We start from the raw sequence: 22,696 nt of genomic DNA, 5'->3' as shown, positions 1-22,696 counted from the left end.
AAACAATATTTATATGTTTTTTGTTGCTCAAAGTTAACAAAAAAGCCGGCTCTTGAAAGGAACCGGCTCTATAAATATCACAAAAAATACTCAACACGACTTATTCCTCGATCTCCGGTTGAAGGAAATCCACGAAGCAAAGGGCGGCCAACGCCGTTCCATAGCGTTTCTCGATCGTAATTCCCTCGGTGATAAAGTTAAGCTCTCCAAGATAATACTTCCCATACGTCTTCTGATGAAGATCGTTAATAACACGGATCAGACGAGACTCAAGCTCCTCGATGCGGTAACGTCCGCTGACCTCACACACAAGGCCACCAACCTTCTCATCAAAGTTCTCATCCTTATACATCCATGCGTAAACCACACCAGCAGACACGAACTCATCCTGATATCCATGGGATACAGCCATGATCGTTTTCATTTCCGAACCAAATGGAGGAAGGTCTAGTTCATCCATGGTTGCCAGATGTGCCGTAGCGGGTATCACCGACGAATACGTCATGATATTAAAATCAGAGATACCGGCGTCATAAAGAGCCATGTGGTAAGAACCAGCGTGTTTCTCCAAGTCTGATTCGCCACTTCCTTTTGTAATAAAAAAGGTGTTTGGAATTAAATTCCCAACTTTCTTTACCATCTACAAATATGTTTTACTTATTAATAAAAGCTTAAGAGCGCACAAAAATAGAAACTTTTGCGATATATAACACATAGTTTTCCCTATAAAACTTTAGCCGCAAACATATTTTCACTAAAAAATCATCACCGAACCCAGAACTTTCATCCCCTCGGCTCTGTTTATATAGTAAATCAACATAAAAAACTAGAAGACAATGCTTACATTATGTTTAAGTTTATTATTAATGATCACAAATAGTCAAATAACAGATAAAAAAGAAGAAGTTATGAAATTCGAGTTAATCCAGTTACCGTACGCAAACGACGGTTTAGAACCAGTTATCAGCAAACAAACAATTGATTTCCATTACGGAAAACATTTATTGAACTATGTAAATACCCTTAATAAGCTGATTGAGGGCACGAAATTCGAGAACGCTCCGCTGGAGCAGATCGTTCGTGAGTCTGACGGAGCCATTTTCAACAATGCCGGCCAAGTATTGAATCACAATCTATATTTTACCCAATTCTCCCCGAACGGAGGTGGCGAACCTACGGGTAAGCTAGCCGAGGCTATCAAGTCTACGTGGGGATCGTTCGAGAACTTCCAGAAAGAGTTCGTGGCCGCCGGTACAGGCTTGTTCGGCTCAGGATGGGTATGGTTGGCTAAAGATAAAGACGGCAAACTTTCAATTACCAAAGAACCCAACGGTAGTAACCCGGTCGTTAAGGGATTGACTCCGATCATGGGATTCGATGTATGGGAGCATTCTTACTATCTGGATTACCAGAACCGCCGTGCGGATCATTTGAACGCATTGTGGAGGATTATCGACTGGGAAACCGTTGGTAAGAGATATTGATTTAATTTGATGTAAGTTACGTGTAGAGAAGAGCCGCCCGAGAGTTTTCCCGGACGGTTTTTTTCGTTCCCTTTTGAAAAAAAATGCCTCCAGCTATTGCATCGTAAGATATTATTACTACCTTTGCACCCGCAAACGAATAACAGATGCCTCTTTAGCTCAGTTGGCCAGAGCACGTGATTTGTAATCTCGGGGTCGTTGGTTCGAATCCGACAAGAGGCTCAAGAAAACATATTGGAATGGGCAGTTACCAGAGTGGCCAAATGGGGCTGACTGTAACTCAGCTGGCTTTCGCCTTCGGTGGTTCGAATCCATCACTGCCCACGAATAAAAAGGACTCTTCTTAGAGTCCTTTTTTGTTTCTATCCATAAAAAAAGTCCTTCCCTATCACTAGGAAAGAACTTTCAAAAAGCAAGGGAGATTCACTCCCTGCCAAATCCCCATCTATTTAAACGATCAAACCGACCTATTTCAAATTTAAGGCGCTTCTCTCGGCAGCTATAGATGCTTTTGCCGGAGTAGACTTGCGGGAACAATAATTGAATTCCACAGACTTATCGCCATCGAATGACTTCCATTTTAATTTCAACTTAACCGTCTTACCATTCGTATCCGGAAGGCTATCCAATTTAAAAGCGACCAGTCCATCCGCATATGCGCCATATACATCGCCATAAGCGTTATGGCGGAACTCTACCTCATAAGGATTCTCCGGGTCCTTGCCTGTCAGTAGGTTTACAAAATGAGCCTTATTGCGGTCTCCCCAGATCGTCCTGAAACGGAGTGTCAGATATCCGTCCTCGGCGATGGTAACCCAATCGTTCACGATCTCCACAGGGTCGGAGCCATAGATCGAATCGTTGCTAGTCACCCCCAAATCCGGAGCGATTGGTTTTGTAAGGATACTGTCGATCCAATTAATATTTACGGCCTTGCTGTAAATTCCGCTAGACTCGTTCGTCTCGTCAAAATTCACCAACGCTCTCACCTCCTTCTGCCCGAAGGGAGAAGAGGTCATATTGACAGGCAACAAGGTCGTGCTATCATCCAATTGAAGAAAATATGAACCATCATCGACCGGCTTAACCGTCACCAACGCATTCGGCAACACTTTACTGTAAGGATAATCATCATCATCGTCCAAGCAAGATTGAAACCCCATAAAACAAGTAGCCGCCATTACACCTACAACTAATTTCCTAAAATTAAAGAATCCGTTCATAATACTTCCTTTCTAAGTTTATCAATTAAACTAATCAACCTTTTAATTCTATAAAATTAGAAATGCGTTTTAGGGCGGAAATGCTGCATATGTGTATGTTAATTAAACCAAACAAGGCATGTCTCCTTACTTCACGGCGAAATTATACTCGAAAGTATACTTATAAGAGCTTGCGGTTCCTCCGTCATTCTCATCGATAGTCATACCCGTTATATAATCTCCCACGGTGGTATAGGTGTATTTGTACTCAGCTTTCACCTCGCTCTGGTTAGGGATCGTATAGGTGTAGGCACGGATCGGAAGATTCCGGTTTTGGATACCATATAACAAGTTCAGAGGTGTTACAGACTCAAAGCCAACCGGCGAGAAAGAACCGATCACTCGCAGAGGGAAGTTCTTAGGAGCCTCCGCCACGCTATACTCGTACCTCATCTCCCGGCTATCCAATGACTGGGCATATAGAACCACGTTGCCGTTCTCCCATGTATATTTCTCGTACTCCGGATAACTTCTCTCCTCGTATCCCGTCCCAAACTCTTTCGGCCAACGGGCATTCCAAGAAGTCAACACCCAATTCGAGCCTGAATAACGATAGGAATATTCATCGCTTACATAGATCTCGTTGCTGGCGTATGGATTCTCTTGAGAGATCTTCTTACTTGTAATTACATTTCCGCTTAACGTATATTCCTCTATAACCTCACCGGAATGAATGCCTGTGACAGAGAATTTACCATCCGAATAAATGAACAATAACTTATCCACTCCCAAATTTATATTTGAGATCTTGCCATCGCTCGTATAATTGATATCAGCGGTAAAAAGCGGGCTTGAAGCTCCGTCTTTATAACAAGAAACTTTCGTTAGCTTATTCAATTCCGGAACAACGGGATCGTCATCGTCTCCGCAGGCCGTCAGGCTAGCGGCCCCTATTAGTAACAAAAATAGATACTTCTTCATCATTCTTTCGTGTTTTAATCTGTTACGGCAAAAATAGGGCTTTTAAATGAATAACCACTAAAGTAACCTATTTTAAGTGTTCCTGTTTGAAAAAATGCTTCTAAAATCGTAGTTTTGCTCCATCAATATCAAAGATAACGATCTATCTTAAAATAGTTTACAATAAGTAATAATGTAAGATAAACAATATCTAAAATTTAATAACATGAAAATGAAACAACTGACAGTAGCGATGATCACCCTCCTACTCACCGCCTCTTGTAGTGAAAAACAACAAGATTACCCTTTCCGGAATCCGGATCTTCCCTTGGAAGAACGTATCGACGACTTACTATCCCGACTGACACCGGAGGAGAAAATCGGCCAAATGATGAACGTAACCCCCGCCATCGAGCGTTTGGGAATCCCGACTTACGACTGGTGGAACGAGGCTCTTCACGGCGTGGCTCGTGCCGGACGTGCGACCGTATTCCCGCAAGCGATCGCCATGGCGGCTACCTTCGATGATAACGCCGTTCACGAGACCTTCACGATGGTCAGCGATGAGGCCCGTGCCAAATACCATCAATACCAAAAGGACAAGGAGTACGACCGTTACAAAGGTCTTACTTTCTGGACCCCGAATATCAATATCTTTCGTGACCCTCGCTGGGGACGGGGTATGGAAACTTATGGAGAGGACCCTTACTTGACCGAGAAGATGGGTGTAGCCGTAACCCGTGGATTGCAAGGTGATGATCCGAATTATTACAAGACACACGCTTGCGCCAAGCATTACGCCGTACACAGCGGTCCGGAATGGAACCGTCATGAGTTTGACGTAGAGGCTACTCCTCGTGATCTGTACGAGACGTATCTTCCAGCTTTCGAGGCATTGGTTAAGGAGGGCGATGTACAAGAGGTAATGTGCGCCTATAACCGTTTTGAGGGCAAACCTTGCTGTAGCAGCGACAAATTATTGATCGATATCTTGCGTAATAGCTGGGGATACGACAATATCATCCTCTCCGACTGCGGTGCTATCGATGATTTCTGGAGAAAAGACAAAAATACGCCTCGCCATGAGACGCACCCGGACGCTGAGAGCGCATCCGCCGACGCCGTATTGAACGGTACCGACCTAGAATGTGGCGGTAGCTACCGTGCGCTAAACAAAGCCTTGGCCGACGGTAAGATCTCGGAGAAAGATCTGGACGTATCCTTACGCCGCCTGCTGAAAGGTCGCTTCGAGCTAGGTATGTTCGATCCGGACGAGCGGGTTCCTTATTCTAAAATACCTTACAGCGTAGTCGAGAGCCCGGAGCATATCGCCAAGGCACTGGATATGGCACGTAAAAGTATCGTTTTGTTGAAGAACAAGAATAATATGCTTCCTCTGGACAAGAATATCAAGAAGATCGCCGTAGTCGGACCGAACGCAGCGGACTCGACCATGCTATGGGCCAACTACAACGGCTTCCCGACCAAGACCGTCACGATCGTGGAAGGTATCCGCAATAAAGTCCCGAACGCAGAGGTTATCTACGAGCTGGGTTGCAACCATACCGCCGATTTTGTCGTGACAGACCTAGGTAGCCACGTATCTTCCACGGCGGGACAAGGCTTCGCCTCCGAATTCTTCAACAATACCGAGTTCGAGGGTACCCCCGCCTACAAGGGATTAGCGAAAGAGCTTCATTATACCACCGGAGGTAACACCCAATTCGCCCCGAACGTAAACTTGACAAACTTCACGGCTCGCTTTACGGGCGAGTTCGAGTCTCCGATAGATGGTCCGGTCGAGTTCAAACTATCCGGAAACGACGCATTCCGCCTGTATATCGATACGGCTAAAGTCGCCGAAGTATGGGAAAACGAATATGGAGCGGAAAAACTCTATACGCTAAACGCTAAGAAAGGTGAGAAATATCCCATAAAGATCGAATATATGCAACGCACGGGTAGCGCTGACCTGAACTTTACGGTAGGCGTACGCACACCCGTAGATTTCCAAGCTACGGCCAGCAAGGTTAAAGACGCTGATGTCATCGTATTCGTAGGTGGTATATCTCCACGTCTGGAAGGTGAGGAAATGCCGGTAGACGCTGAAGGTTTCCGGAAAGGCGACCGCACGAATATCGAGATCCCGGCCGTACAGAAGGAGATGGTCAAAGCCTTGGTAGCCACCGGAAAGCCTGTAGTATACGTAGTATGTACGGGTAGCGCATTGGCATTGAACTGGGAGAACGATCATGTAAACGCTATCTTGAACGCTTGGTATGGCGGACAAGAAGGTGGAACAGCCGTGGCCGACGTTTTATTCGGAGACTATAACCCGGCCGGACGCTTGCCAATCACGTTCTATAAATCCGTAGACCAGCTTCCGGACTTCCAAGATTACAGCATGAAAGGCCGTACCTATCGTTACATGACGCAGACTCCGCTTTATCCGTTCGGTTATGGCTTGAGCTATACAACATTCGATTATAAGAACGCTAAGTTGTCAAAGGATAAGATCGCTTCCAACGAATCGGTTACCCTCTCCTTCGATATCGCCAATACAGGCAAGATGGATGGTGACGAGGTCGCTCAGATCTACATCAAGAACCCGAACGATCCCGCCGGACCGCTAAAAGCGATGAAAGCATTCAAACGTGTGAACGTGAAGGCTGGCAGCGCACAACCGGTTAGCATCCAATTGGAACCGAAAGCTTTCCAATCCTTCAATGACAATACACAGACCATGGAGGTTCGCCCGGGTAAATACCAAATCCTATATGGAGGTTCCTCGGACGATAAGACACTGAAAAAGATTGATTTAGTAATTGAATAAAAACACTATTGTATTCACGGCTGAACACAATAGTATTCATAGAAAAACACAGTAGTATTCACAATCGAATACTACTGTGTTTATGTATGAAGGTAATGATCAGAATTTTTTAATCAAGAAAGACGGATTGATACGCATGTAAACCCCTGCCGTAAAACTCGTGGCGCTTCCCATCGGTTGTTTTACTCCATCCGCATCATTCATATCTCCGGAGAGATGATGAAAAACGTCCACATCTACCCCTATCGAGAAACCCTTCGCTAGTTGCCGGGAATATTCCACCCCCAGATAGATCATTTGCGGACGGTCGAACGTAACCCCCTCATCAATCATCGAGGCCGCCCCGAAAAACGGGCTACCAAACATAGAGATGAAATCCTCGCAGGTCCAATACAACGTTTTCACCCGGAAATCATAGATATCGGCGGAAGCACGGGCATACAAGCCATATCCGCTGTCAAAAGGCCATATCTCTCCCGCTTGCTGATAATAACCGGTAGCATCCAGTTCCACGTTCAAGTTCTTGAAAATACGATGTCCGGTATTCCATACACCTCCGACACCGATCGCACCATTCATCAAGGTTTGCACGGAATTGTTGAAGATCGTGTCGATCTCGCCTCCCCTATGCTGCACCAATCCTTGCACCGGCGTATAGAAATGGAAACGGGAAGCCGGGTCGTTGTACTTTACCCGTGAAGAGATCCCGACGGTAAACGCCTCTTGATGCACATCCTCCCGGAAAATAAAGCTCTGCCAGTTCACCCACACATCCAAGTCGAAAGCCTTCGAGTCATACAACAACTGCAAGCCCGCCTCGGGATCGCAGGTCAAATTCAACTCCGGATTATAAAGAGGCTCTATCAAATTATGGTTGGAAGCGCCGTAAATATTTCCCAGCACGATGTTCACATGATCCGAGAGAGCCATCTGCGCCCGGAAATAGGGCAACACATGTACCCCTTTTTGGTATTGGTCTCCCTTCCAATAAGCGATATCCTGATAAGCCATGCTCGGATATTTATTCGCCCCATGATAGATCAACATATGGACACCCGCCTCCAACTTGATATTCCGCAAGGGATAATAAACCGCTTTGCCTTGTACCCAAAGCCCCGGCAACGAATACCCTTTGGTAAATTTACCCGTATACTCGTTATCCTTGAAGAAGCTAATATTATCCAACTCTACGGACAACTCCCGGGCCTTCTCCGGGTCGATATGATAATCCGTCTTATAGACACGATCCGCGATCTGCGCCTTCAGCGAGGGAGACCAACTCCCCAATCCCATCAAGCAAAGACCCACAATGAAACTCCTAACACCTATATTCTTCATCACTCTTAAAATTTCTCGCGAACATAAACAAAATACACTGAAAAAAGAAAGCGGGGAAACGGAAGTTTTCACCTCGTTTCCCCGCTTTTTCGTCTTATTTTAAAAATCTCTTTCTTCTAAAATTTAACGTCTAGGGATAGCTTCTTTAACAACCATCTGACGACCTTCGTACTCAGCTTGGTTCAACTCCTCGATAGCTTTTTGAGCCTCTGCAGCGTTAGGCATCTCAGCGAAAGCGAAGCCCTTAGAACGTTTTGTGTCACGGTCAACAATGATTTTAACTGAGTCTACAACACCATACTCTTCCAGAATCTGTTGTAAGTCTGATTCTCTTACCCGATAATTCAGGTTTCCAATGTAAATATTCATACGAAAATGATATAAAAAAATAAAAATTAATAATAAAACAAGGATGGTTGGTGAAGTCAATCTCTAAAAGAAAGTATTATCATCGCTGATGAATAAATGCTAAAAGATAAAAGAGCTATACAAACTATCTTTTGTTCATGGCACAAAGGAAAGCATTCTATTTGAATTAGCAACTATAAAACGATAATTATTTTCAAAAAAACATTCAAGCTCTTTATAACGTCTTTGTTGTTCTAGTCAAATAGTCCTAATTTATAGAAATTTTGACCAATTATATCAACGATATAGCCTAAAACTATCTCAGAAATCTCGTAACTTTGCAAAATTATTATTTGAACTAATAAAAGTTATGGATTACGCGATCATTGCCGCCGGCGAAGGCTCCCGCTTGGCGCAAGAAGGTGTTAAGTGGCCAAAGCCTCTGGTTAGACTCAACGGTGTCGCTCTGATAGACCGGTTGATAGACGTTTTTTTGAAAAATAACGCAACCTCTATCAGTATCATCGTAAACGAGGAGATGACCGAGGTACAGGATTACCTGAAGGCCCTGCGACTACCTATACCCTTTTACCTATTGGTAAAATCCACCCCCAGCTCTATGCACAGCTTCTACGAGCTGAGTCATTATCTGGACGGTGATAAGATTTGTTTAACTACTGTAGACACGATCTTCAAGGAAGAAGAGTTCAGCGGCTATATCCAACAGTTCATCCAAGAGGATAAACTGGACGGATTGATGGCCGTCACTGATTTTATTGATGACGAGAAACCCTTATATGTAGAAACAGACAACGAACTTTACATCCGGAATTTCCTAGATCAGGCAGACGGTGATTGCCGTTACATATCGGGAGGTATCTATTGCTTGAGGCGTCCGGCTCTGGGTGTATTGAACAACGCCATCTCGCAGGGAATGTCGAGAATGCGCAATTATCAACGGCAGCTCATCGCCGAGGGGTTGAGGCTAAAGGCCTATCCTTTCAGCAAGATCATCGACGTGGATCACGCCGATGACATTTTGAAAGCCGAATCATTTTTAAAGTCATAAAGAATACTGTCTAACAATGAGTAAATTAACTTTAGCAGGTATCCGCAGAGGAAATCAATTCTCCCCCAATCATATCGGCAACGACGCGGCGATCTTCGCCTTGACAGCCCAGCATTTACGAAAATTGGGATGCGATGTAAACGAATATATCGAATCGGATCTGCTGCTACAAGACCCGAAGGAAAAGGGTATCTTTAATATGGTAAGAGACTGGAAGTCCATCCATAAGCTGCAAGAACTAGAGGATAAAAATTATTTCGTGGTGAACTCGGGTTACGGGATCGAGAATTGTACTCGTGAGAAAATGACCCGCCTCCTATTATCCAACCATATCTCCCATCCGGCAAGCTTAATCTTACGGACAGATGAGGATCCGACAGAAGCCCTTGAGAAAGCCGGTTTCTTTAATTGCTGGATCAAACGGGGAGATTTCCACGCCATTCATAGGGAAGACGTCACCTACGTAAGAAATCCGGAAGAGGCGAGAAGCATACTGAAGGAATACGCCATCCGTGGTATCCCGTCGGCGGTAATCAATGAGCATCTGGTAGGCGACTTGGTGAAATTTTATGGGGTAGCGGGGACTGATTTCTTTTATTGGTTCTATCCATCGAACATGCATCATAGTAAATTTGGTTTAGAAGTTATCAATGGTACAGCGAAGGGGATCCCCTTCGACGAAGCGCAGCTTCGTCTACTTTGCCACAAGGCTGCGGAGGTATTGAACATACATATTTACGGGGGAGATTGCATCGTCTCCGAGGATGGTGTCATGCGGATTATCGATTTCAATGATTGGCCTAGTTTCGCCCCTTGCCGGGAAGAAGCGGCTCCAAACATCGCACGTCGTATCTGGGATCTTATGCGAGAACACATCTAAATCGTTTTAACAAAATCAATCATGAGTGAGACTAAGTCTACTCCCAGTCTGGAGTCAACCTTAAAATCTTTGGACACCGAGGAGTTTATCGATATTCATTTCTATCGTCCTATTGGCTACCAATGGGCTTTGTTCTTTAATAAATTGGGGGTATCGCCCAATAGTATCACGATCGCCAGCATCTTTATCGGCATAACGGCAGGTATCTGTTTCTATTTCCAGAGCCTCGCTATCAACGTGATCGGCATGTTACTGTTAATCTGGGCAAACTCATATGATAGCGCAGACGGACAATTGGCCCGTATGACCGGACAGAAAAGTGCCTTGGGACGTATCTTGGACGGTGCCGCCGGCGATTTCTGGTTTATCGCTATCTACGCGGCAATCTGCTTACGCCTCACGCCGGAATGGGGAATATGGATCTGGCTATTGGCGGCTACGACGGGATTCTTCCATAGCAAGCAAGCGGCCATGGCGGATTATTATCGCAATATTCACTTGTTGTTCTTGAAAGGTAAATCGGGTAGCGAGCTCTCCCACTCTCCCCAATTGAAGGAGAATTATAAGAAGATGAGTTGGAAACATGACTTTATCTATAAATTGTTCGAGACCTTCTACATTAATTATACGGTAGGTCAAGAAGCATGGACACCTAAATTCCAACACATGATGAACATCATCCGTGAGAAATACAACGGACAAGCGCCGGAATGGTTCCGTAAGGCTTTTCGAACAAAGAGTCTGCCGTTGATGAAATATACAAATATGCTATCATTCAATACCCGGGTGATCGCTTTGTTTGTCAGCCTTTTCATCGACATGCCTTGGCTGTATTTCGTATTCGAGCTGACCGTATTAAACTCGATGTTGCTCTATATGATCAAAAAGCATGAGCATATTTGTGAAGATTTCAGCAAACAATTATAACGTTTTTATCCCATTCGATTATGTTCAAATTAGACAAAGTAAAAGGAATCCTCTTTGATTACGGCGGAACGATAGACAGTAACGGCATGCACTGGGCTGAGGTGATCTGGATGGCGTATGAGGCCTTGAAGGTTCCCGTATCCAAAGCGGTCTTCCGTGATGCTTATGTACATGGAGAAAGAACGCTTGGAAAGAATCCGATCGTGAAGCCTCATCATACGTTTCTGGATATGCTGCGCTTGAAAAGCGATTTACAAATCCAATGGCTGAAAGAGAATGGGCATTTATCCGCCGAGGCGGTTACCCCGGAGTTACCGGAACAATTAGCGGATTGGTGTTACGAATACGCCCGGAAGGCAATCGATAGCGCCCGCCCCATTCTGGAGCAATTAGCGGAACGTTACCCATTGGTATTGGTATCGAACTTTTATGGGAACATAGAATCCGTGTTGAAAGATTTCGGTTTGGATCATTTATTCGGCGCTATCGTGGAATCGGCGGTCGTAGGTATCCGTAAGCCGGACCCGGCGATCTTCCGATTAGGAGTGGATAAACTGGGATTTCCCGCCGACGAGATTGTTGTCGTAGGTGATTCCTATGATAAGGATATCGTCCCCGCCACCCGGATCGGATGCCAGACAATCTGGCTAAAAAGTATTGGTTGGAGCGCTTATAAAGGAAATGAGACTGCCGATATCGTATTATCCGACTTCACGGAAATAAAGCAAGTATTCGCTTTATAGAATATACATTTTAGACCAGTATAAGCTCAGAAATGACCTTTTTTGGTACTGATAGCATCCTAACTTTGCATATAAAAAAGTTAGGATGCTATGTTTTTAAAGAAATACATATGGCTTTCTGCCGCTACACTCCTCACGGCTTGCGACTTAATCGACTATCATCCGTATGACGGTCGTCTGGATTCCGATACTTCCCGGGAGATCAACCCGACCAATATCGAGCGTATCGAGAAAGTCTGCGAAGGGAAGGACACGATCCGTTTTATTTTTATGGGCGATACCCAGCGGAGTTATAATGAGACGGAAGATTTCGTCAAGTACGTTAATCAATTAGATAGCATCGATTTCATTATCCATGGAGGAGATTATACGGAGTTCGGCTTAAAGAAGGAATTCGAGTGGAACGATGATATCTTGTCCAAACTAAAAGTGCCTTACGTAGGGTTGATCGGTAATCACGACGTGATCGGTAATGGCGACCAAGTATTTCGTAAAATCTTTGGGAATGAGAACTTCTCGTTTGTCGTGAGCGACGTGAAATTCGTATGCCTCAATACGAACGCTATCGAGTATGATTATTCCCATCCGGTACCCGATTTTAATTTCCTAAAGAATGAGATAGCGGATAGTACCCGTAATAAACGCACGATCGTAGTCATGCACGCCCCTCCCGGGAACGAACAGTTCGACAATAACGTGAAAGACGTGTTCCAACTTTATATCAAGACATTACCATCTTTAATGTTCTGCTTGCATGCACATAATCATTGCGTATCGGCAGCTGATTTGTTTGAGGATGGCATTATCTACTACGGTTGCGCCAATATCGCCAAACGAAGTTATCTTCTTTTTACCTTAACCCCTGACGATTATATGTATGAAGTGGTCAATTTTTAAGCTTCTCCTCTTAACTTGTGTCTTTTCCCTTACACTCCATGCGCAAGAGGATAAATACACGAAACGAGTGCAACGGTACGAGAACGCATGGCAACGGGTCATCCCCCGCTATACAAAAGTACAATTCGCAGGTTCCATGGCGATGCTATCCGTGGGTACCGGTTGGAATTATTACCGGAATCATTGGGAAACGGATATGTTGCTGGGTATCGTCCCCCGCAACGCAAATGATCACGCAAACGTGACTTTCACCTTGAAACAAAACTATTTTCCTTGGAATATCGATCTGGGAGAAAAAGTATCTTTCGAGCCTCTTTGTTGCGGTATCTACGTAAATTTCCTATTTGACCGGGATTTCTGGGCCAAGCAACCGAATAAGTATCCCCCGGGATATTATTGGTTCTCCACCCGCATCCGTAACCATATCTTTATCGGGGAGCGGATCACACTCAAACTGAATCCAAATAGTAGCTGGCATAAATCCATCAGCTTCTTCTATGAGTTAAGCACTTGCGATTTGTATATAATAAACGCTATCGGCAACAGCTACTTGAAGCCAAAAGATTATTTAAGCCTTTCATTCGGGGTGAAACTACAGATCTTATAAAAGCAAGAAACGGAAGACATTCACTGCCCTCCGTTTCCCTAAACTACATAAAACACTTAAAAGAACAAACGTTGTCTATCAGAACGCTAGACCTAAGCGGATACCCCAGTTATTCAAACCATCGATATGATAGCTGAGGACATCACCCTTGTTGGTAGCGTAGTTATAATAAGCGGCCATATGTACGCCGATCTGTTTCTGAGGTGTGAAGTACACGGTCATACCGATCTCGGGAGCTACATAGAATCCCCAGTTACGATCGTAAACCTTCAACACGTTCATGTAGGTAGACATCTCACTATAGCTAGCACCTAACTGAGCGCCAACATACGGTTGGAATTGTCCTTCCGGAGCGAAGTTATAACGGAAAGCCGCACCAAAAGGCAACTGGAAGATAGAATGCTGTTGATCGGAAGTGATTACGGATGTTGAGTTTACCGGAATCGTCTGGCGGTCCACATACTCATTATTTGTATGATAAGAGATGAACGCACCTATAGCGAAATTAGGAATCACATAGTAACCACCCTCAGCGTGAGCACCCCAACCGCTGGTCTTCTTAGAAAAGTCTTGACCGAACGGAGAGTTGATTTGCCAGTCTACATTGAAATACGCGTTTTTCAAAACCTGGGCGCCAGCCAGAGTAGGCATCGCCATACAAACTACGAGTAAAGCGATTAACTTGATTGATTTATTTATCTTTTTCATAGAATCTCAAACTTTTAATCATTCGAATTATTATTTCTTTACGTACGGAGATTGTACAAATGCTTGCTCGATAGCACGAACAGCCAGCTGAGTATCGAATTTATCGGAACCAGACAACAAGCCACTCATGTAAGCAGTCCAAAGAACCGGAAGTTTAGCGTCTGCCTTAGAAGCGGCAGGAGTATCCAAATCCACTAACTCTGTCAACAAGGAACCTACACTATAGCTATACACTACAGGATACGGGTAATACCAATTTCCCCAACCCGGTCCCCAGTAACCCGGACTCCAATATCCCGGATAGTTCCACCACCAGTACGGGTAGTTGTAGCCATCGTTGTAGTCAGCGAAATATTGAGTACTTTGTACGTAAGAAACTTGCAGACCTAAGTCGGCGTTATCTTTGTCTAGCGTGCGTTTGAAACCGCGGCTTTCCATATTATTCACCAACGTAGTGATAATATCGTCTGCTTCATTGGCTGTCCAGAACTGAGGTTTCTCGCTTGTGCCGATAACCAATACACTATCCGGAATGTAGAACGTAGTGAACGATTCGAATTTCGCGTCCTTATCATGATTCGTGAACACCAGAAAATCATTGTCCAATTTCGACATGTCCGGGTCCTTTTGGCAAGAAGCCAGCAGAAGAACTAACAGAAAAAAAGGAAAAATCTTTTTCATCTCATTTTAACGTTTAAAACAGTTTATACTATTATTTGTGCTTATATATAAGTCACTATTAAAACAGCATGAGTTGAAAAAGGTTCTAAAACTATCCTTTTGGGTGTGTTAATTAACATATCCTAACCATACGACGGGCTTATGGTCACTGTAGTCTAAATTAGGAGAATCATAAGTTACACCCTTAAAATCAGGAGAATAAATTATGTAATCAATTCGAAATATACGCTTTAATTGACGAAAGGTGTACCCGAAACCGGAGCCACAGTCACGAAACCCATCCGTTAAATCACCTTTCACGGTACGGTACGTATAAGAGGCCGGTGTATCATTAAAATCACCGCAAAGAATCACGGGCCCCTCCCCGGCATCCAACATCTGACGGATATAATCCGCCTGAGTAGCCCGTTTCACGAAATTCTTCTTCATCTGAAAAGCCATATGGAAGGCGGCCTCGGTTTCCTCCAATTGTTTACCCTCGGCATGGGCTTGGTAAAGACGAGGCTTTACGGCATTCACGCTAGTCGTTTGGAAATGGTTATTAAATACACGAACACTATCCCCTTGGATATCCATGACGGCAAACAAGGATTTATTGCTAGACTCCGGGTATAGGATAGACTCAAAACGAAGGATCGGATATTTACTGAAAATAGCGTTGCCCGCCGCTTTCGTAGCCGAACGGGTAGAGCAATAATACGGTAGGAACGATAAGGTCTTGGCGACAGAATCCATCCGCAGGGCCGATTCAACAGGGCATTCTTGGAGGCAAACGATATCCGGGTCCTCCTTTCTCAGCCAATCCGCTATATTAGGAAGCTGTTTCTTTCCGTCCGTATTGAAATTATTCACGTTATAGGTAATCACCTTAACCGCTTCTTTCCCTATCGGAATCTCTTTAGGGAAGACCCGTATCTGGAACATCGATATCAAAAACTCCCAGTTCAACAATAACGCCGCCAAAGGTACCCAGCACCAATGGCTCCTAAAGACACACCACATCAAGAAAAGACATAGATTGACCGCCAATACCGGTAATAACACCAATCCGGGAAACGAGATCCACTCCTTCCCTTCCGGATTCATACGTCCGGTAGCGAATCCGGCTATGGCTGCCACGGCAAAAGCGATCGTAATCAACACAAATAAAATATATATCAACTTCTTCATCCTTCCTATCCTGCGATTTAAACAAAAAAGGGACTATCCGGAAAAGACAGTCCCCCAATTCATACACTATAACCTGTCCGCTTCCGGCAGGGATAGCTTTAAAAAACTTATCGAAGCGTTCCTTGTTGAGCCTCTTGGATCATCTTCTGATTAGCCAAGATCACGATCTCAACACGACGGTTCAACGAACGACCCTCGGGAGTGTCATTGCTAGCCACAGGATCATGTATACCTTTGCCTTCATAAACCATACGATCCGTACTTACCCCCTGCATCATCAGGTAATCGTAAACGCTCTTCGCACGTTTCTCGGACAAGGTCTGGTTATAATCCACCTTACCGGTGTTATCCGTAAAGCCGATGATTCGGATATCCGTATCCGGATTGGCCTTCAAACTGGTAGCGAAGTTACGCAAGGCACTCTTGGAAGCGTCGCTCAACGTACTCGAGTTCGTGGCAAACAAGATACCGGAGTCAAAAGTAACCTTCAAGGCCTCACCATTGTTCACGCTCTCGATCTTCGTGTCCTCAGGCAGGGTAGCTTCCAGCTCCTTCTTCTGCTTATCCATTTTCTTACCGATTAACGCACCGGCTGTACCACCTACGGCCGCACCAATCACGGCACCCAATGCGGTATTTCCGGCCAAGGCACCAACACCAGCTCCGACAGCGGCACCACCGCCTACACCGATCGCCGTACCCTTCGCCGTGTTATTCCACGTTCCGCAACTCGTAAACACCACTGCCATACATAGCAGTAAAACAGATAATAATTTAATGTTCCTCATCATCTTCTACAATTTCACTTAAACAACTTTATATATATAACAAATATCAATCAAACATGTTGATCGAATCGCAATATTCAAGTTCTCCTTGTACTATAAAAGTGATTTCCTCCGGTTCGAATTTGCCTACGCCGTCTTTCTGGGCGTTCTTAATTACATAATTTACAACCTCTTCCTCATCGATCTCGATCTCATCGTCACCATCATCATCTAGCATGCCATTAGATTCATAGAAGTCGTAGATCAAGTCTACGATATAGTTGATATCGTCATTACTGAACTTTCCTTTCAGTTCTTGGGGAAGATAATTCTGGATAAATTTTACGGAATCATCCTCGTCATAAAGTAGCTCGTCATTGTTCGTGCTCATAATTAATCTTGTTTAATTGGTTTGAATAGCGGCAAATGTACGGAAATATTTTGATTTACACAGGAAAAATAGGCTACCGCATCAATTTTCACAAATAGATATCCTAAAATAGAGGCGTCTTCCTCTCATTAAAAAGGATATATATCATATGTCTTTCTAAAAATGGGCCTAACAGTAATCAGGATTGCTAATGGTAAAAAACACGATTATATCAATAGCAATTCAAGAGTTTATTAAATTAACATCCTTGTCCTCCCCTATTTCATTCCAGAATCGCTAATATAAAGATAAATTAATAAATAAGAATAACATTTCAACATAACACATATGTTATATGAAACAAATCAATTATATTTGTCATATAAAACAAAAAAACACCAGCCATGAATGATAAATATAATTATAAAACTATTTATACTACAGTAAAAGAAGATATTCGAAAAGGAGTATATCCAACAGGTACACTTCTTCCTACAGAACTTACGCTGGCTGATAAATATTCCGTTTCTCGCCCAACAGTCTCTAAAGTATATAACCAACTCCAAAAAGAAGGATATGTAAATAAAAAGAAAGGACTTGGGACTCTAGTCCTTTTCAAAGGAGATACAAAAAAAACATATACATTTGGACTATTGCTTCCTGGTGCCGGAGAATCCGAAATCTTTTCTATAATCAATGATCAAATATTAAAACAATCCGAGCTTATGCAATTTAGCTGCCTTTGGGAAGGGGCAACAGCCAGTAATGCAGACATTCGACGCAATCTTATTGAAACCTGTTGCGACAGTTACATTAAAAAAAATGTTGACGGGATATTTTTCTCCCCCTTGGAACGAGTGCCTGACGCAGATCGCATTAATGAAACTATATGCAATAAAATACAACAAGAAGGAATCCCCCTTATTCTTATCGATCGGGATATTGTACCCATACCACAGAAAAGTCCTTTCGATGTCGTATGTCTTGATAATTACAGCGCAGGTGCCATAATGGCCCAGCACTTAATTCAAGCGGGTTGTAAGCATATTTATTTCTTTCATCGCCCAGATTCAGCCTATTCCGTCCGTATTCGTTTTCTCGCAGTTAAAGATACGATACAGGAACAAGGACTGACATTCAACGTACAAAATGACTTTTGTGGTAATCCTGAAGACTTAGATTTTGTTAAAACAATTCCTGTAATAAAAGGAGAAACCGGTATTATCTGCGCCAACGACTCAACAGCGGCTGTCCTTATGTCGTCATTAGAAGCTATCGGACATAAAATAGCCTCCGACCTTCTAATTTGTGGATTCGATGACATGAAATATTCACGTCACTTGAAATGTTCACTTACATCGTTTATACAACCATGTAAAGAAATAGCCAACACCAGCATCGATTTAATGATAAGAAGAATCAAGTGTAATGATAGATTACCTATGAACGTCTATCTAAATGGCCAAATTATCAAAAGAGATTCTACCCGTTTCATTTAAAAAGATGCAGTTCTTTTTAACAACAAAAGCACATGCACGGTAATATGATAACCGTTATGTGCTTTTTCTACATCCCCCCAATCAATCTACAAGAAAAAAACTATTTATCAAACTCATAAACTCTTATATTGTATTCAAAGATTATATTAATTCAGTTTATCAACAAATTCTCATTAAAAAAATCTGTAAAATTATTGATATAACCATTCCCTACCATACCACAAATACAAGCACCCAAAGCAGCCTCTTCTCGGCAAGCAGAAACCTGCAAATGACACTTGAAACGTTCCTCCAAAATTTGGCATAGCAGAGGATTTCTCTTAATTCCATTTCCCGAACCAACCAATATAGTTTTTCGCTCTCTAATAGAGTTCGGCAATAACTGGTAGAAATCATATAGTTCTTGGCTCATACCTTCTAAAAAACCTCGAATTAAATTTTCAGGATGCCAGTTCAGACAAGATATATTCATTATTTTTCCTCGTTTTTCGGGATGCGATCTCGTACCACCAAACAATGTCTCCACCCGTATATCATCCTCCTGAACTTCTTTATATGGAACTGAAACCATAATCTTATACAAATCTGTATCATCCATTTCTTCACCAGTATAAAGCTTGATCGTCTCTGAAAAAAATTTCTTTAATAATGAGAATGAACAACCACCACATAACGCAGCACCAACCAAAATATATCCTCCACCTGGTAAAGGACGCGTATCCAAAAGTGGGACATTTACGTAATCATCCGAATAAACAGAAATTTGGCTACTAGTTCCAACAGTTATATGGATAGAGTGCCTTATATCACGGATAGATCCAAGGAAACTGGCTTGATTGTCTCCGATAGCAGTGTAAACCGAGATATTTTCATAATGTCCAACTCGGGAAAAAGCTTTACCAATTTCCGGCAAAATAGAGTTATCAATTCCCACATTCCACAGAGCTTCTTTATCAAAAGCCAATTTTTCTTTATCAAAAAAACCGAGACTAGCAGCGTTAGAACAATCAACCAAAGGTTCACATTTACCTGTTAATCGCATTGCGGTATAGTCCATAATAGTACATAATTTCACCGCATTTTGTGGAACCAAACTATTTACTTTATTGTAATAATGCGTGACTAAACCAAAACCTGTTGATAATGGAAATCCGGTCTGCTTAGAAAGATAGGCCGCATAACTCATACCATCTTTATAAAGAAGACTTCCACGCATATCTTGCCATGTATATAACGGACTAACAGCCTCCCCCTCAGCATTAACATACAATATACCATGCATTTGCCCAGATAATCCAATTCCTTTTATATCCGGATATTGGATTCGAAGTTCTTGGATCAGATCTAACACAATATCAACTATAGCATTCGCATCCTGAACCTTCTCCCATACATTACAAGATAGCATATCTGTATTGTTAATTTTTGCTATCGATACGATATCTTTAGAAACAGTATTATAAACTATTCCACATATCGAACTTGTTCCTATATCAATTCCTAAAAAATTCATAATTTATATCAATAGTTTTATACCAAAGAGATTATTCCAATTCTATATTTTTTATTCTAATCATTAGGAATAGTAGATAAATGACACAGACTGTCAAAACAACTACAGCCCCAATCTGCCCTCCAAAAATATCAGACATGAATCCCATAAATACAGGGAAAATAGCTCCACCAAAAATCCCCATGATCATCAAACCTGAAATTTCATTATTCCGTGACGGCATGTATAACAATGCTTTAGAAAAAATAATAGAGAATATATTTGAATTTCCAACTCCAATCAAAGCTACACAAATATAGATACTCATGCTATCCATACTTATATAGAGGCACGAGATACCAATAAATATCATAGCAACACTCACGACAAAAAACTTTAAGGGAGAAAACTTCGCCATAATAAATGTCCCGGATAAACAACCGAAAGTTCGAAACAAGAAATAAAGGCTAGTCGCATATCCTGCCTCAGCCAATGACATTCCTACTTTCTCCTGCAATAGCTTTGGCGCAGTTATATTCACACCAACATCAATACCAACATGCACCAAGATTCCAACGAAAAGCAGAAAAATGGTCGTGTTTCCCAATAGCTTAATACACTCTTTAAAAGATGACGATTCATTTTTCTCTTCCGCTTCCACAATATCCATCATAAACAAATAAACGATAGCTATGATATCTATCGCCGCAAAAATATAAAATAGCAACTTCCAATCACCATAACACAACGCAGCATGTACGGCAATCAACGGAGCGATAAACGAAGCGATAGCCTTTATAAATTGTCCCAATGTTAAATAACTCGGTAGTCGGTCTTTGCACACCATATTAGCCAACAGAGGATTCAAAGAAACCTGCATAAGTGTATTTCCGATTCCCAAACACGAGAAGACAAAAAACATAGCCACATCATTATAAACAAAGATAGGAATCAACAATCCAATAAACGTAATGACCATACTTAACAATACAGTTTTTTTCCGTCCGATCTTGTTCATTAACATCCCAGTCGGAACCGAGAAAACCAGAAACCAGAAAAATACCATTACGGAAAAAGAATTGGCAGCCGTATCAGACAATCCAAAATCTTGTTTTACATAATTAGTCGCAATGCCAACCAAATCTACAAATCCCATCGTAAAAAAAGTTAACATTACCGGGATAATATGACTTATCCTATTTTCACTACCCATAATCACAATTTTAAATTTAAAACAATCACAAAAGCGGAGACACTTTTATATTTCTAAACTTAACAGTTCCTTGTTTTGCATAAAACCATAAATAATTTCCTTTCTTTTCCGGTAACCGATTTACGATACAACGGCGATCGCCTATACAAACATCAATAATGTCATTTTTCATAATTATATCTACTTTAACCGGTTCGTCCAACCCAGGCACAACCTCGATAAAAGCATCCTCACCCAAACGAACCGTACGTTTATTAGGATTTAAACTAAGCTTATAACCATCATTTGCTTTATCTTTCGCTCGTAAAAACAAACCATACTCATCACTATTACTTACCGGCTCAATCTCCAAAGTAACCCGACAATTATAAGGTATATCTTTAATATAAGCACCACCAATAGCTCCCTGGGCATCAAGCAATACTTCCCGGTCTGATACCTTCTTGGCGTTTTCAGCCTCCGTCAAATTCACATGCAAAGGAGATCGAGTAGCCCAAATAGCTTCTGTCGGGAACTTAGTTGCCAAATCGCCATTCGGCAACTGATAGGCTTCACGCAAAATAATACTACCACCAAAACGTTCCGGACCATAATCTTTATTTTCTCTCTTACTCGGAACCCATCCCGCAACAATCCGCCGATTATCTTTGAATTCCGCTGTTTTAGCAACATTAACCCATTGTTCCAGTAATGCCTGTGATTCCGGATATTCCCACGGACCATACGGATTCCGGGATTTCACATAATATGTATCTCCTCCCTGTCCATAAACCAGATAATACCAACCGTTCCATTGAAAATAATCAGGGCATTCGGGAACATCTCGCATTCCGGAAATAAGGGGTTCCTGCACTTGCCAGTTTTTTAAATCTTTCGAAGTCAAATGCACCAAACATCCACGCCCCTCACTGATGACATAATTATCAGTCTCGCTGGAAACAAACAAATGAAATACACCCTCTTTATCAATTATCACTTTCGGATCACGAAAATGCCGCTTACTATATCCGGGAGCAGAAGTATAAAAAGGATTCGGTTTCTGCTTCTTGAAAGTTAAACCATCCTTACTGACAGCATAACTCAACTGCTCATTAATCTGATCATCTTGGGTAATCAAGCGAGTCGCATAAAATGCATAATATTGCTTACCATCAAAAGTAACCGAACCGGTACATATAGACTTTTCCCAGTTCTCGTCTATCCCTATAGCAATCGGATGATGCCTCCAACTCTTTAAATCCGAACTAGTACTCACGCACCATTGGTGACCACCTAAGCCATTCAAGGCCGAATGATGTCCTTCATCAAGCAACCAATACAAATAAAAAACCCCATCCTTATAAAAAGGGATACAATCACCAACAAACAGATTATTTCCCGCTGGTGTAAAATATTGGATATTATCTTTAGGTTGAACTTCCGAATCATATTTTACCGAAAACTGGGCCTGTCCTATCGCACAACCAGCTATCATCAATGCTATTGAAATAAAAATCTTTTTCATGCCA

22 protein-coding genes and 2 tRNA genes are annotated in these 22,696 nt (G+C 42.5%); 11 read left to right on the top strand and 13 right to left on the bottom strand.

Features of this window, described 5'->3' with window-relative positions:
• Positions 1-100: 100 nt before the first annotated feature.
• A complete protein-coding gene (locus tag CI959_RS16985; protein WP_005856730.1) occupies positions 101-640 on the bottom strand; it encodes a pyruvoyl-dependent arginine decarboxylase in 540 nt (179 codons plus the stop codon).
• Between the two features lie 196 nt (positions 641-836).
• Between CI959_RS16985 and CI959_RS16980 the strand changes: the two genes are divergently transcribed.
• From CI959_RS16980 to CI959_RS16970, 3 genes are all read left to right on the top strand, one after another.
• The gene (locus tag CI959_RS16980; RefSeq protein ID WP_005856728.1) at positions 837-1,484 is read left to right on the top strand and encodes a superoxide dismutase; all 648 of its coding nucleotides are present in this window, start codon (positions 837-839) and stop codon (positions 1,482-1,484) included.
• 148 nt (positions 1,485-1,632) lie between these two features.
• A tRNA-Thr gene (locus CI959_RS16975) sits at positions 1,633-1,706 on the top strand.
• 19 nt (positions 1,707-1,725) lie between these two features.
• Positions 1,726-1,808 (top strand) — tRNA-Tyr (locus CI959_RS16970).
• A gap of 143 nt (positions 1,809-1,951) precedes the next feature.
• On the opposite strand, the gene CI959_RS16965 is transcribed toward CI959_RS16970, so the two are convergent.
• Entirely contained in the window at positions 1,952-2,707 is a 756-nt protein-coding gene (locus CI959_RS16965; protein ID WP_005856726.1) for a NigD-like protein, read from the bottom strand.
• Between the two features lie 126 nt (positions 2,708-2,833).
• The gene (locus CI959_RS16960; RefSeq protein ID WP_005856724.1) at positions 2,834-3,667 is read right to left on the bottom strand and encodes a DUF5032 domain-containing protein; all 834 of its coding nucleotides are present in this window, start codon (positions 3,665-3,667) and stop codon (positions 2,834-2,836) included.
• A gap of 205 nt (positions 3,668-3,872) precedes the next feature.
• On the opposite strand from CI959_RS16960, the gene xyl3A reads away from it, so the two are divergent.
• A complete protein-coding gene (xyl3A, locus tag CI959_RS16955) occupies positions 3,873-6,479 on the top strand; it encodes a xylan 1,4-beta-xylosidase (RefSeq protein ID WP_005856722.1) in 2,607 nt (868 codons plus the stop codon).
• Positions 6,480-6,578: 99 nt separating this feature from the next.
• Here the strand turns inward: xyl3A and CI959_RS16950 are convergent, their stop codons facing one another.
• Together CI959_RS16950 and CI959_RS16945 are read right to left on the bottom strand one after the other, a co-directional pair.
• Positions 6,579-7,817, bottom strand: coding sequence for a hypothetical protein (locus tag CI959_RS16950; protein ID WP_057317114.1), 1,239 nt, complete (start codon positions 7,815-7,817; stop codon positions 6,579-6,581).
• A 123-nt stretch (positions 7,818-7,940) separates the two neighbouring features.
• Positions 7,941-8,186 (bottom strand): RNA-binding protein, encoded by a 246-nt coding sequence (locus tag CI959_RS16945; RefSeq protein WP_005856718.1) that lies wholly within the window; start codon positions 8,184-8,186, stop codon positions 7,941-7,943.
• Positions 8,187-8,535: 349 nt separating this feature from the next.
• On the opposite strand from CI959_RS16945, the gene CI959_RS16940 reads away from it, so the two are divergent.
• The 6 genes from CI959_RS16940 to CI959_RS16915 all read left to right on the top strand — a co-directional run bounded on the left by CI959_RS16940 (position 8,536) and on the right by CI959_RS16915 (position 13,288).
• Positions 8,536-9,234, top strand: a complete 699-nt coding sequence (locus tag CI959_RS16940; RefSeq protein WP_005856716.1) for an NDP-sugar synthase — start codon at positions 8,536-8,538, stop codon at positions 9,232-9,234.
• 16 nt (positions 9,235-9,250) lie between these two features.
• Positions 9,251-10,114: a hypothetical protein gene (locus tag CI959_RS16935; protein WP_005856714.1), complete on the top strand. Its 864-nt coding sequence runs from the start codon at positions 9,251-9,253 to the stop codon at positions 10,112-10,114.
• A 21-nt stretch (positions 10,115-10,135) separates the two neighbouring features.
• Complete coding sequence (locus tag CI959_RS16930) at positions 10,136-11,041, top strand: CDP-alcohol phosphatidyltransferase family protein (protein WP_005856712.1); 906 nt, start codon at positions 10,136-10,138, stop codon at positions 11,039-11,041.
• Between the two features lie 20 nt (positions 11,042-11,061).
• The gene (locus tag CI959_RS16925; protein ID WP_005856710.1) at positions 11,062-11,784 is read left to right on the top strand and encodes an HAD family hydrolase; all 723 of its coding nucleotides are present in this window, start codon (positions 11,062-11,064) and stop codon (positions 11,782-11,784) included.
• A 90-nt stretch (positions 11,785-11,874) separates the two neighbouring features.
• Complete coding sequence (locus CI959_RS16920) at positions 11,875-12,681, top strand: metallophosphoesterase (RefSeq protein WP_005856708.1); 807 nt, start codon at positions 11,875-11,877, stop codon at positions 12,679-12,681.
• Positions 12,662-13,288 carry a hypothetical protein gene (locus tag CI959_RS16915; RefSeq protein ID WP_005856706.1) on the top strand — a complete coding sequence of 209 codons (627 nt, stop codon included), beginning with the start codon at positions 12,662-12,664 and terminating at the stop codon, positions 13,286-13,288. The genes CI959_RS16920 and CI959_RS16915 overlap by 20 nt, the downstream gene beginning before the upstream one ends.
• A gap of 78 nt (positions 13,289-13,366) precedes the next feature.
• Here CI959_RS16915 and CI959_RS16910 read toward each other — a convergent pair whose 3' ends face one another.
• From CI959_RS16910 to CI959_RS16890, 5 genes are all read right to left on the bottom strand, one after another.
• Positions 13,367-13,996: an outer membrane beta-barrel protein gene (locus CI959_RS16910; protein ID WP_005856704.1), complete on the bottom strand. Its 630-nt coding sequence runs from the start codon at positions 13,994-13,996 to the stop codon at positions 13,367-13,369.
• Positions 13,997-14,026: 30 nt separating this feature from the next.
• The gene (locus CI959_RS16905) at positions 14,027-14,677 is read right to left on the bottom strand and encodes a DUF4136 domain-containing protein (protein ID WP_005856702.1); all 651 of its coding nucleotides are present in this window, start codon (positions 14,675-14,677) and stop codon (positions 14,027-14,029) included.
• Between the two features lie 108 nt (positions 14,678-14,785).
• On the bottom strand, positions 14,786-15,847 hold the full coding sequence (locus tag CI959_RS16900; protein ID WP_005856700.1) for an endonuclease/exonuclease/phosphatase family protein: 1,062 nt from the start codon (positions 15,845-15,847) through the stop codon (positions 14,786-14,788).
• A gap of 107 nt (positions 15,848-15,954) precedes the next feature.
• Positions 15,955-16,635 carry an OmpA family protein gene (locus CI959_RS16895; protein WP_005856698.1) on the bottom strand — a complete coding sequence of 227 codons (681 nt, stop codon included), beginning with the start codon at positions 16,633-16,635 and terminating at the stop codon, positions 15,955-15,957.
• Positions 16,636-16,681: 46 nt separating this feature from the next.
• Positions 16,682-17,005, bottom strand: a complete 324-nt coding sequence (locus CI959_RS16890; RefSeq protein ID WP_005856696.1) for a hypothetical protein — start codon at positions 17,003-17,005, stop codon at positions 16,682-16,684.
• Between the two features lie 383 nt (positions 17,006-17,388).
• Here CI959_RS16890 and CI959_RS16885 point away from each other — a divergent pair, with 383 nt between their 5' ends.
• On the top strand, positions 17,389-18,483 hold the full coding sequence (locus tag CI959_RS16885) for a GntR family transcriptional regulator (protein ID WP_057317116.1): 1,095 nt from the start codon (positions 17,389-17,391) through the stop codon (positions 18,481-18,483).
• Between the two features lie 151 nt (positions 18,484-18,634).
• Here CI959_RS16885 and CI959_RS16880 read toward each other — a convergent pair whose 3' ends face one another.
• Genes CI959_RS16880 through CI959_RS16870 form a run of 3 tightly spaced genes read right to left on the bottom strand, consistent with a single transcriptional unit; the run spans position 18,635 to position 22,692 of the window.
• Entirely contained in the window at positions 18,635-19,996 is a 1,362-nt protein-coding gene (locus tag CI959_RS16880) for a sedoheptulokinase (RefSeq protein WP_057317117.1), read from the bottom strand.
• Between the two features lie 31 nt (positions 19,997-20,027).
• A complete protein-coding gene (locus CI959_RS16875) occupies positions 20,028-21,188 on the bottom strand; it encodes a sugar MFS transporter (protein WP_057317118.1) in 1,161 nt (386 codons plus the stop codon).
• Positions 21,189-21,213: 25 nt separating this feature from the next.
• Entirely contained in the window at positions 21,214-22,692 is a 1,479-nt protein-coding gene (locus tag CI959_RS16870; RefSeq protein ID WP_095231501.1) for a family 43 glycosylhydrolase, read from the bottom strand.
• Positions 22,693-22,696: the final 4 nt, after the last annotated feature.

The organism is Parabacteroides sp. AT13 (assembly GCF_002272965.1).
GTDB lineage: Bacteria > Bacteroidota > Bacteroidia > Bacteroidales > Tannerellaceae > Parabacteroides > Parabacteroides distasonis.
This window is presented reverse-complemented; position numbering and strand designations above follow the sequence as displayed.

Excerpts from the sequence above, each read along its gene's own strand:
- CI959_RS16905 (WP_005856702.1), bottom strand. The coding sequence starts at position 14,677 with ATGAAAAAGATTTTTCCTTTTTTTCTGTTAGTTCTTCTGCTGGCTTCT.
- CI959_RS16900 (WP_005856700.1), bottom strand. The coding sequence starts at position 15,847 with ATGAAGAAGTTGATATATATTTTATTTGTGTTGATTACGATCGCTTTT.
- CI959_RS16910 (WP_005856704.1), bottom strand. The coding sequence starts at position 13,996 with ATGAAAAAGATAAATAAATCAATCAAGTTAATCGCTTTACTCGTAGTT.
- CI959_RS16980 (WP_005856728.1), top strand. The coding sequence starts at position 837 with ATGCTTACATTATGTTTAAGTTTATTATTAATGATCACAAATAGTCAA.
- CI959_RS16875 (WP_057317118.1), bottom strand. The coding sequence starts at position 21,188 with ATGGGTAGTGAAAATAGGATAAGTCATATTATCCCGGTAATGTTAACT.
- CI959_RS16940 (WP_005856716.1), top strand. The coding sequence starts at position 8,536 with ATGGATTACGCGATCATTGCCGCCGGCGAAGGCTCCCGCTTGGCGCAA.
- CI959_RS16965 (WP_005856726.1), bottom strand. The coding sequence starts at position 2,707 with ATGAACGGATTCTTTAATTTTAGGAAATTAGTTGTAGGTGTAATGGCG.
- CI959_RS16930 (WP_005856712.1), top strand. The coding sequence starts at position 10,136 with ATGAGTGAGACTAAGTCTACTCCCAGTCTGGAGTCAACCTTAAAATCT.
- CI959_RS16935 (WP_005856714.1), top strand. The coding sequence starts at position 9,251 with ATGAGTAAATTAACTTTAGCAGGTATCCGCAGAGGAAATCAATTCTCC.
- CI959_RS16870 (WP_095231501.1), bottom strand. The coding sequence starts at position 22,692 with ATGAAAAAGATTTTTATTTCAATAGCATTGATGATAGCTGGTTGTGCG.
- CI959_RS16950 (WP_057317114.1), bottom strand. The coding sequence starts at position 7,817 with ATGAAGAATATAGGTGTTAGGAGTTTCATTGTGGGTCTTTGCTTGATG.
- CI959_RS16945 (WP_005856718.1), bottom strand. The coding sequence starts at position 8,186 with ATGAATATTTACATTGGAAACCTGAATTATCGGGTAAGAGAATCAGAC.
- CI959_RS16920 (WP_005856708.1), top strand. The coding sequence starts at position 11,875 with ATGTTTTTAAAGAAATACATATGGCTTTCTGCCGCTACACTCCTCACG.
- CI959_RS16890 (WP_005856696.1), bottom strand. The coding sequence starts at position 17,005 with ATGAGCACGAACAATGACGAGCTACTTTATGACGAGGATGATTCCGTA.
- CI959_RS16880 (WP_057317117.1), bottom strand. The coding sequence starts at position 19,996 with ATGAATTTTTTAGGAATTGATATAGGAACAAGTTCGATATGTGGAATA.
- CI959_RS16960 (WP_005856724.1), bottom strand. The coding sequence starts at position 3,667 with ATGAAGAAGTATCTATTTTTGTTACTAATAGGGGCCGCTAGCCTGACG.
- CI959_RS16925 (WP_005856710.1), top strand. The coding sequence starts at position 11,062 with ATGTTCAAATTAGACAAAGTAAAAGGAATCCTCTTTGATTACGGCGGA.
- CI959_RS16985 (WP_005856730.1), bottom strand. The coding sequence starts at position 640 with ATGGTAAAGAAAGTTGGGAATTTAATTCCAAACACCTTTTTTATTACA.
- CI959_RS16915 (WP_005856706.1), top strand. The coding sequence starts at position 12,662 with ATGAAGTGGTCAATTTTTAAGCTTCTCCTCTTAACTTGTGTCTTTTCC.
- CI959_RS16895 (WP_005856698.1), bottom strand. The coding sequence starts at position 16,635 with ATGAGGAACATTAAATTATTATCTGTTTTACTGCTATGTATGGCAGTG.
- CI959_RS16885 (WP_057317116.1), top strand. The coding sequence starts at position 17,389 with ATGAATGATAAATATAATTATAAAACTATTTATACTACAGTAAAAGAA.
- xyl3A (WP_005856722.1), top strand. The coding sequence starts at position 3,873 with ATGAAAATGAAACAACTGACAGTAGCGATGATCACCCTCCTACTCACC.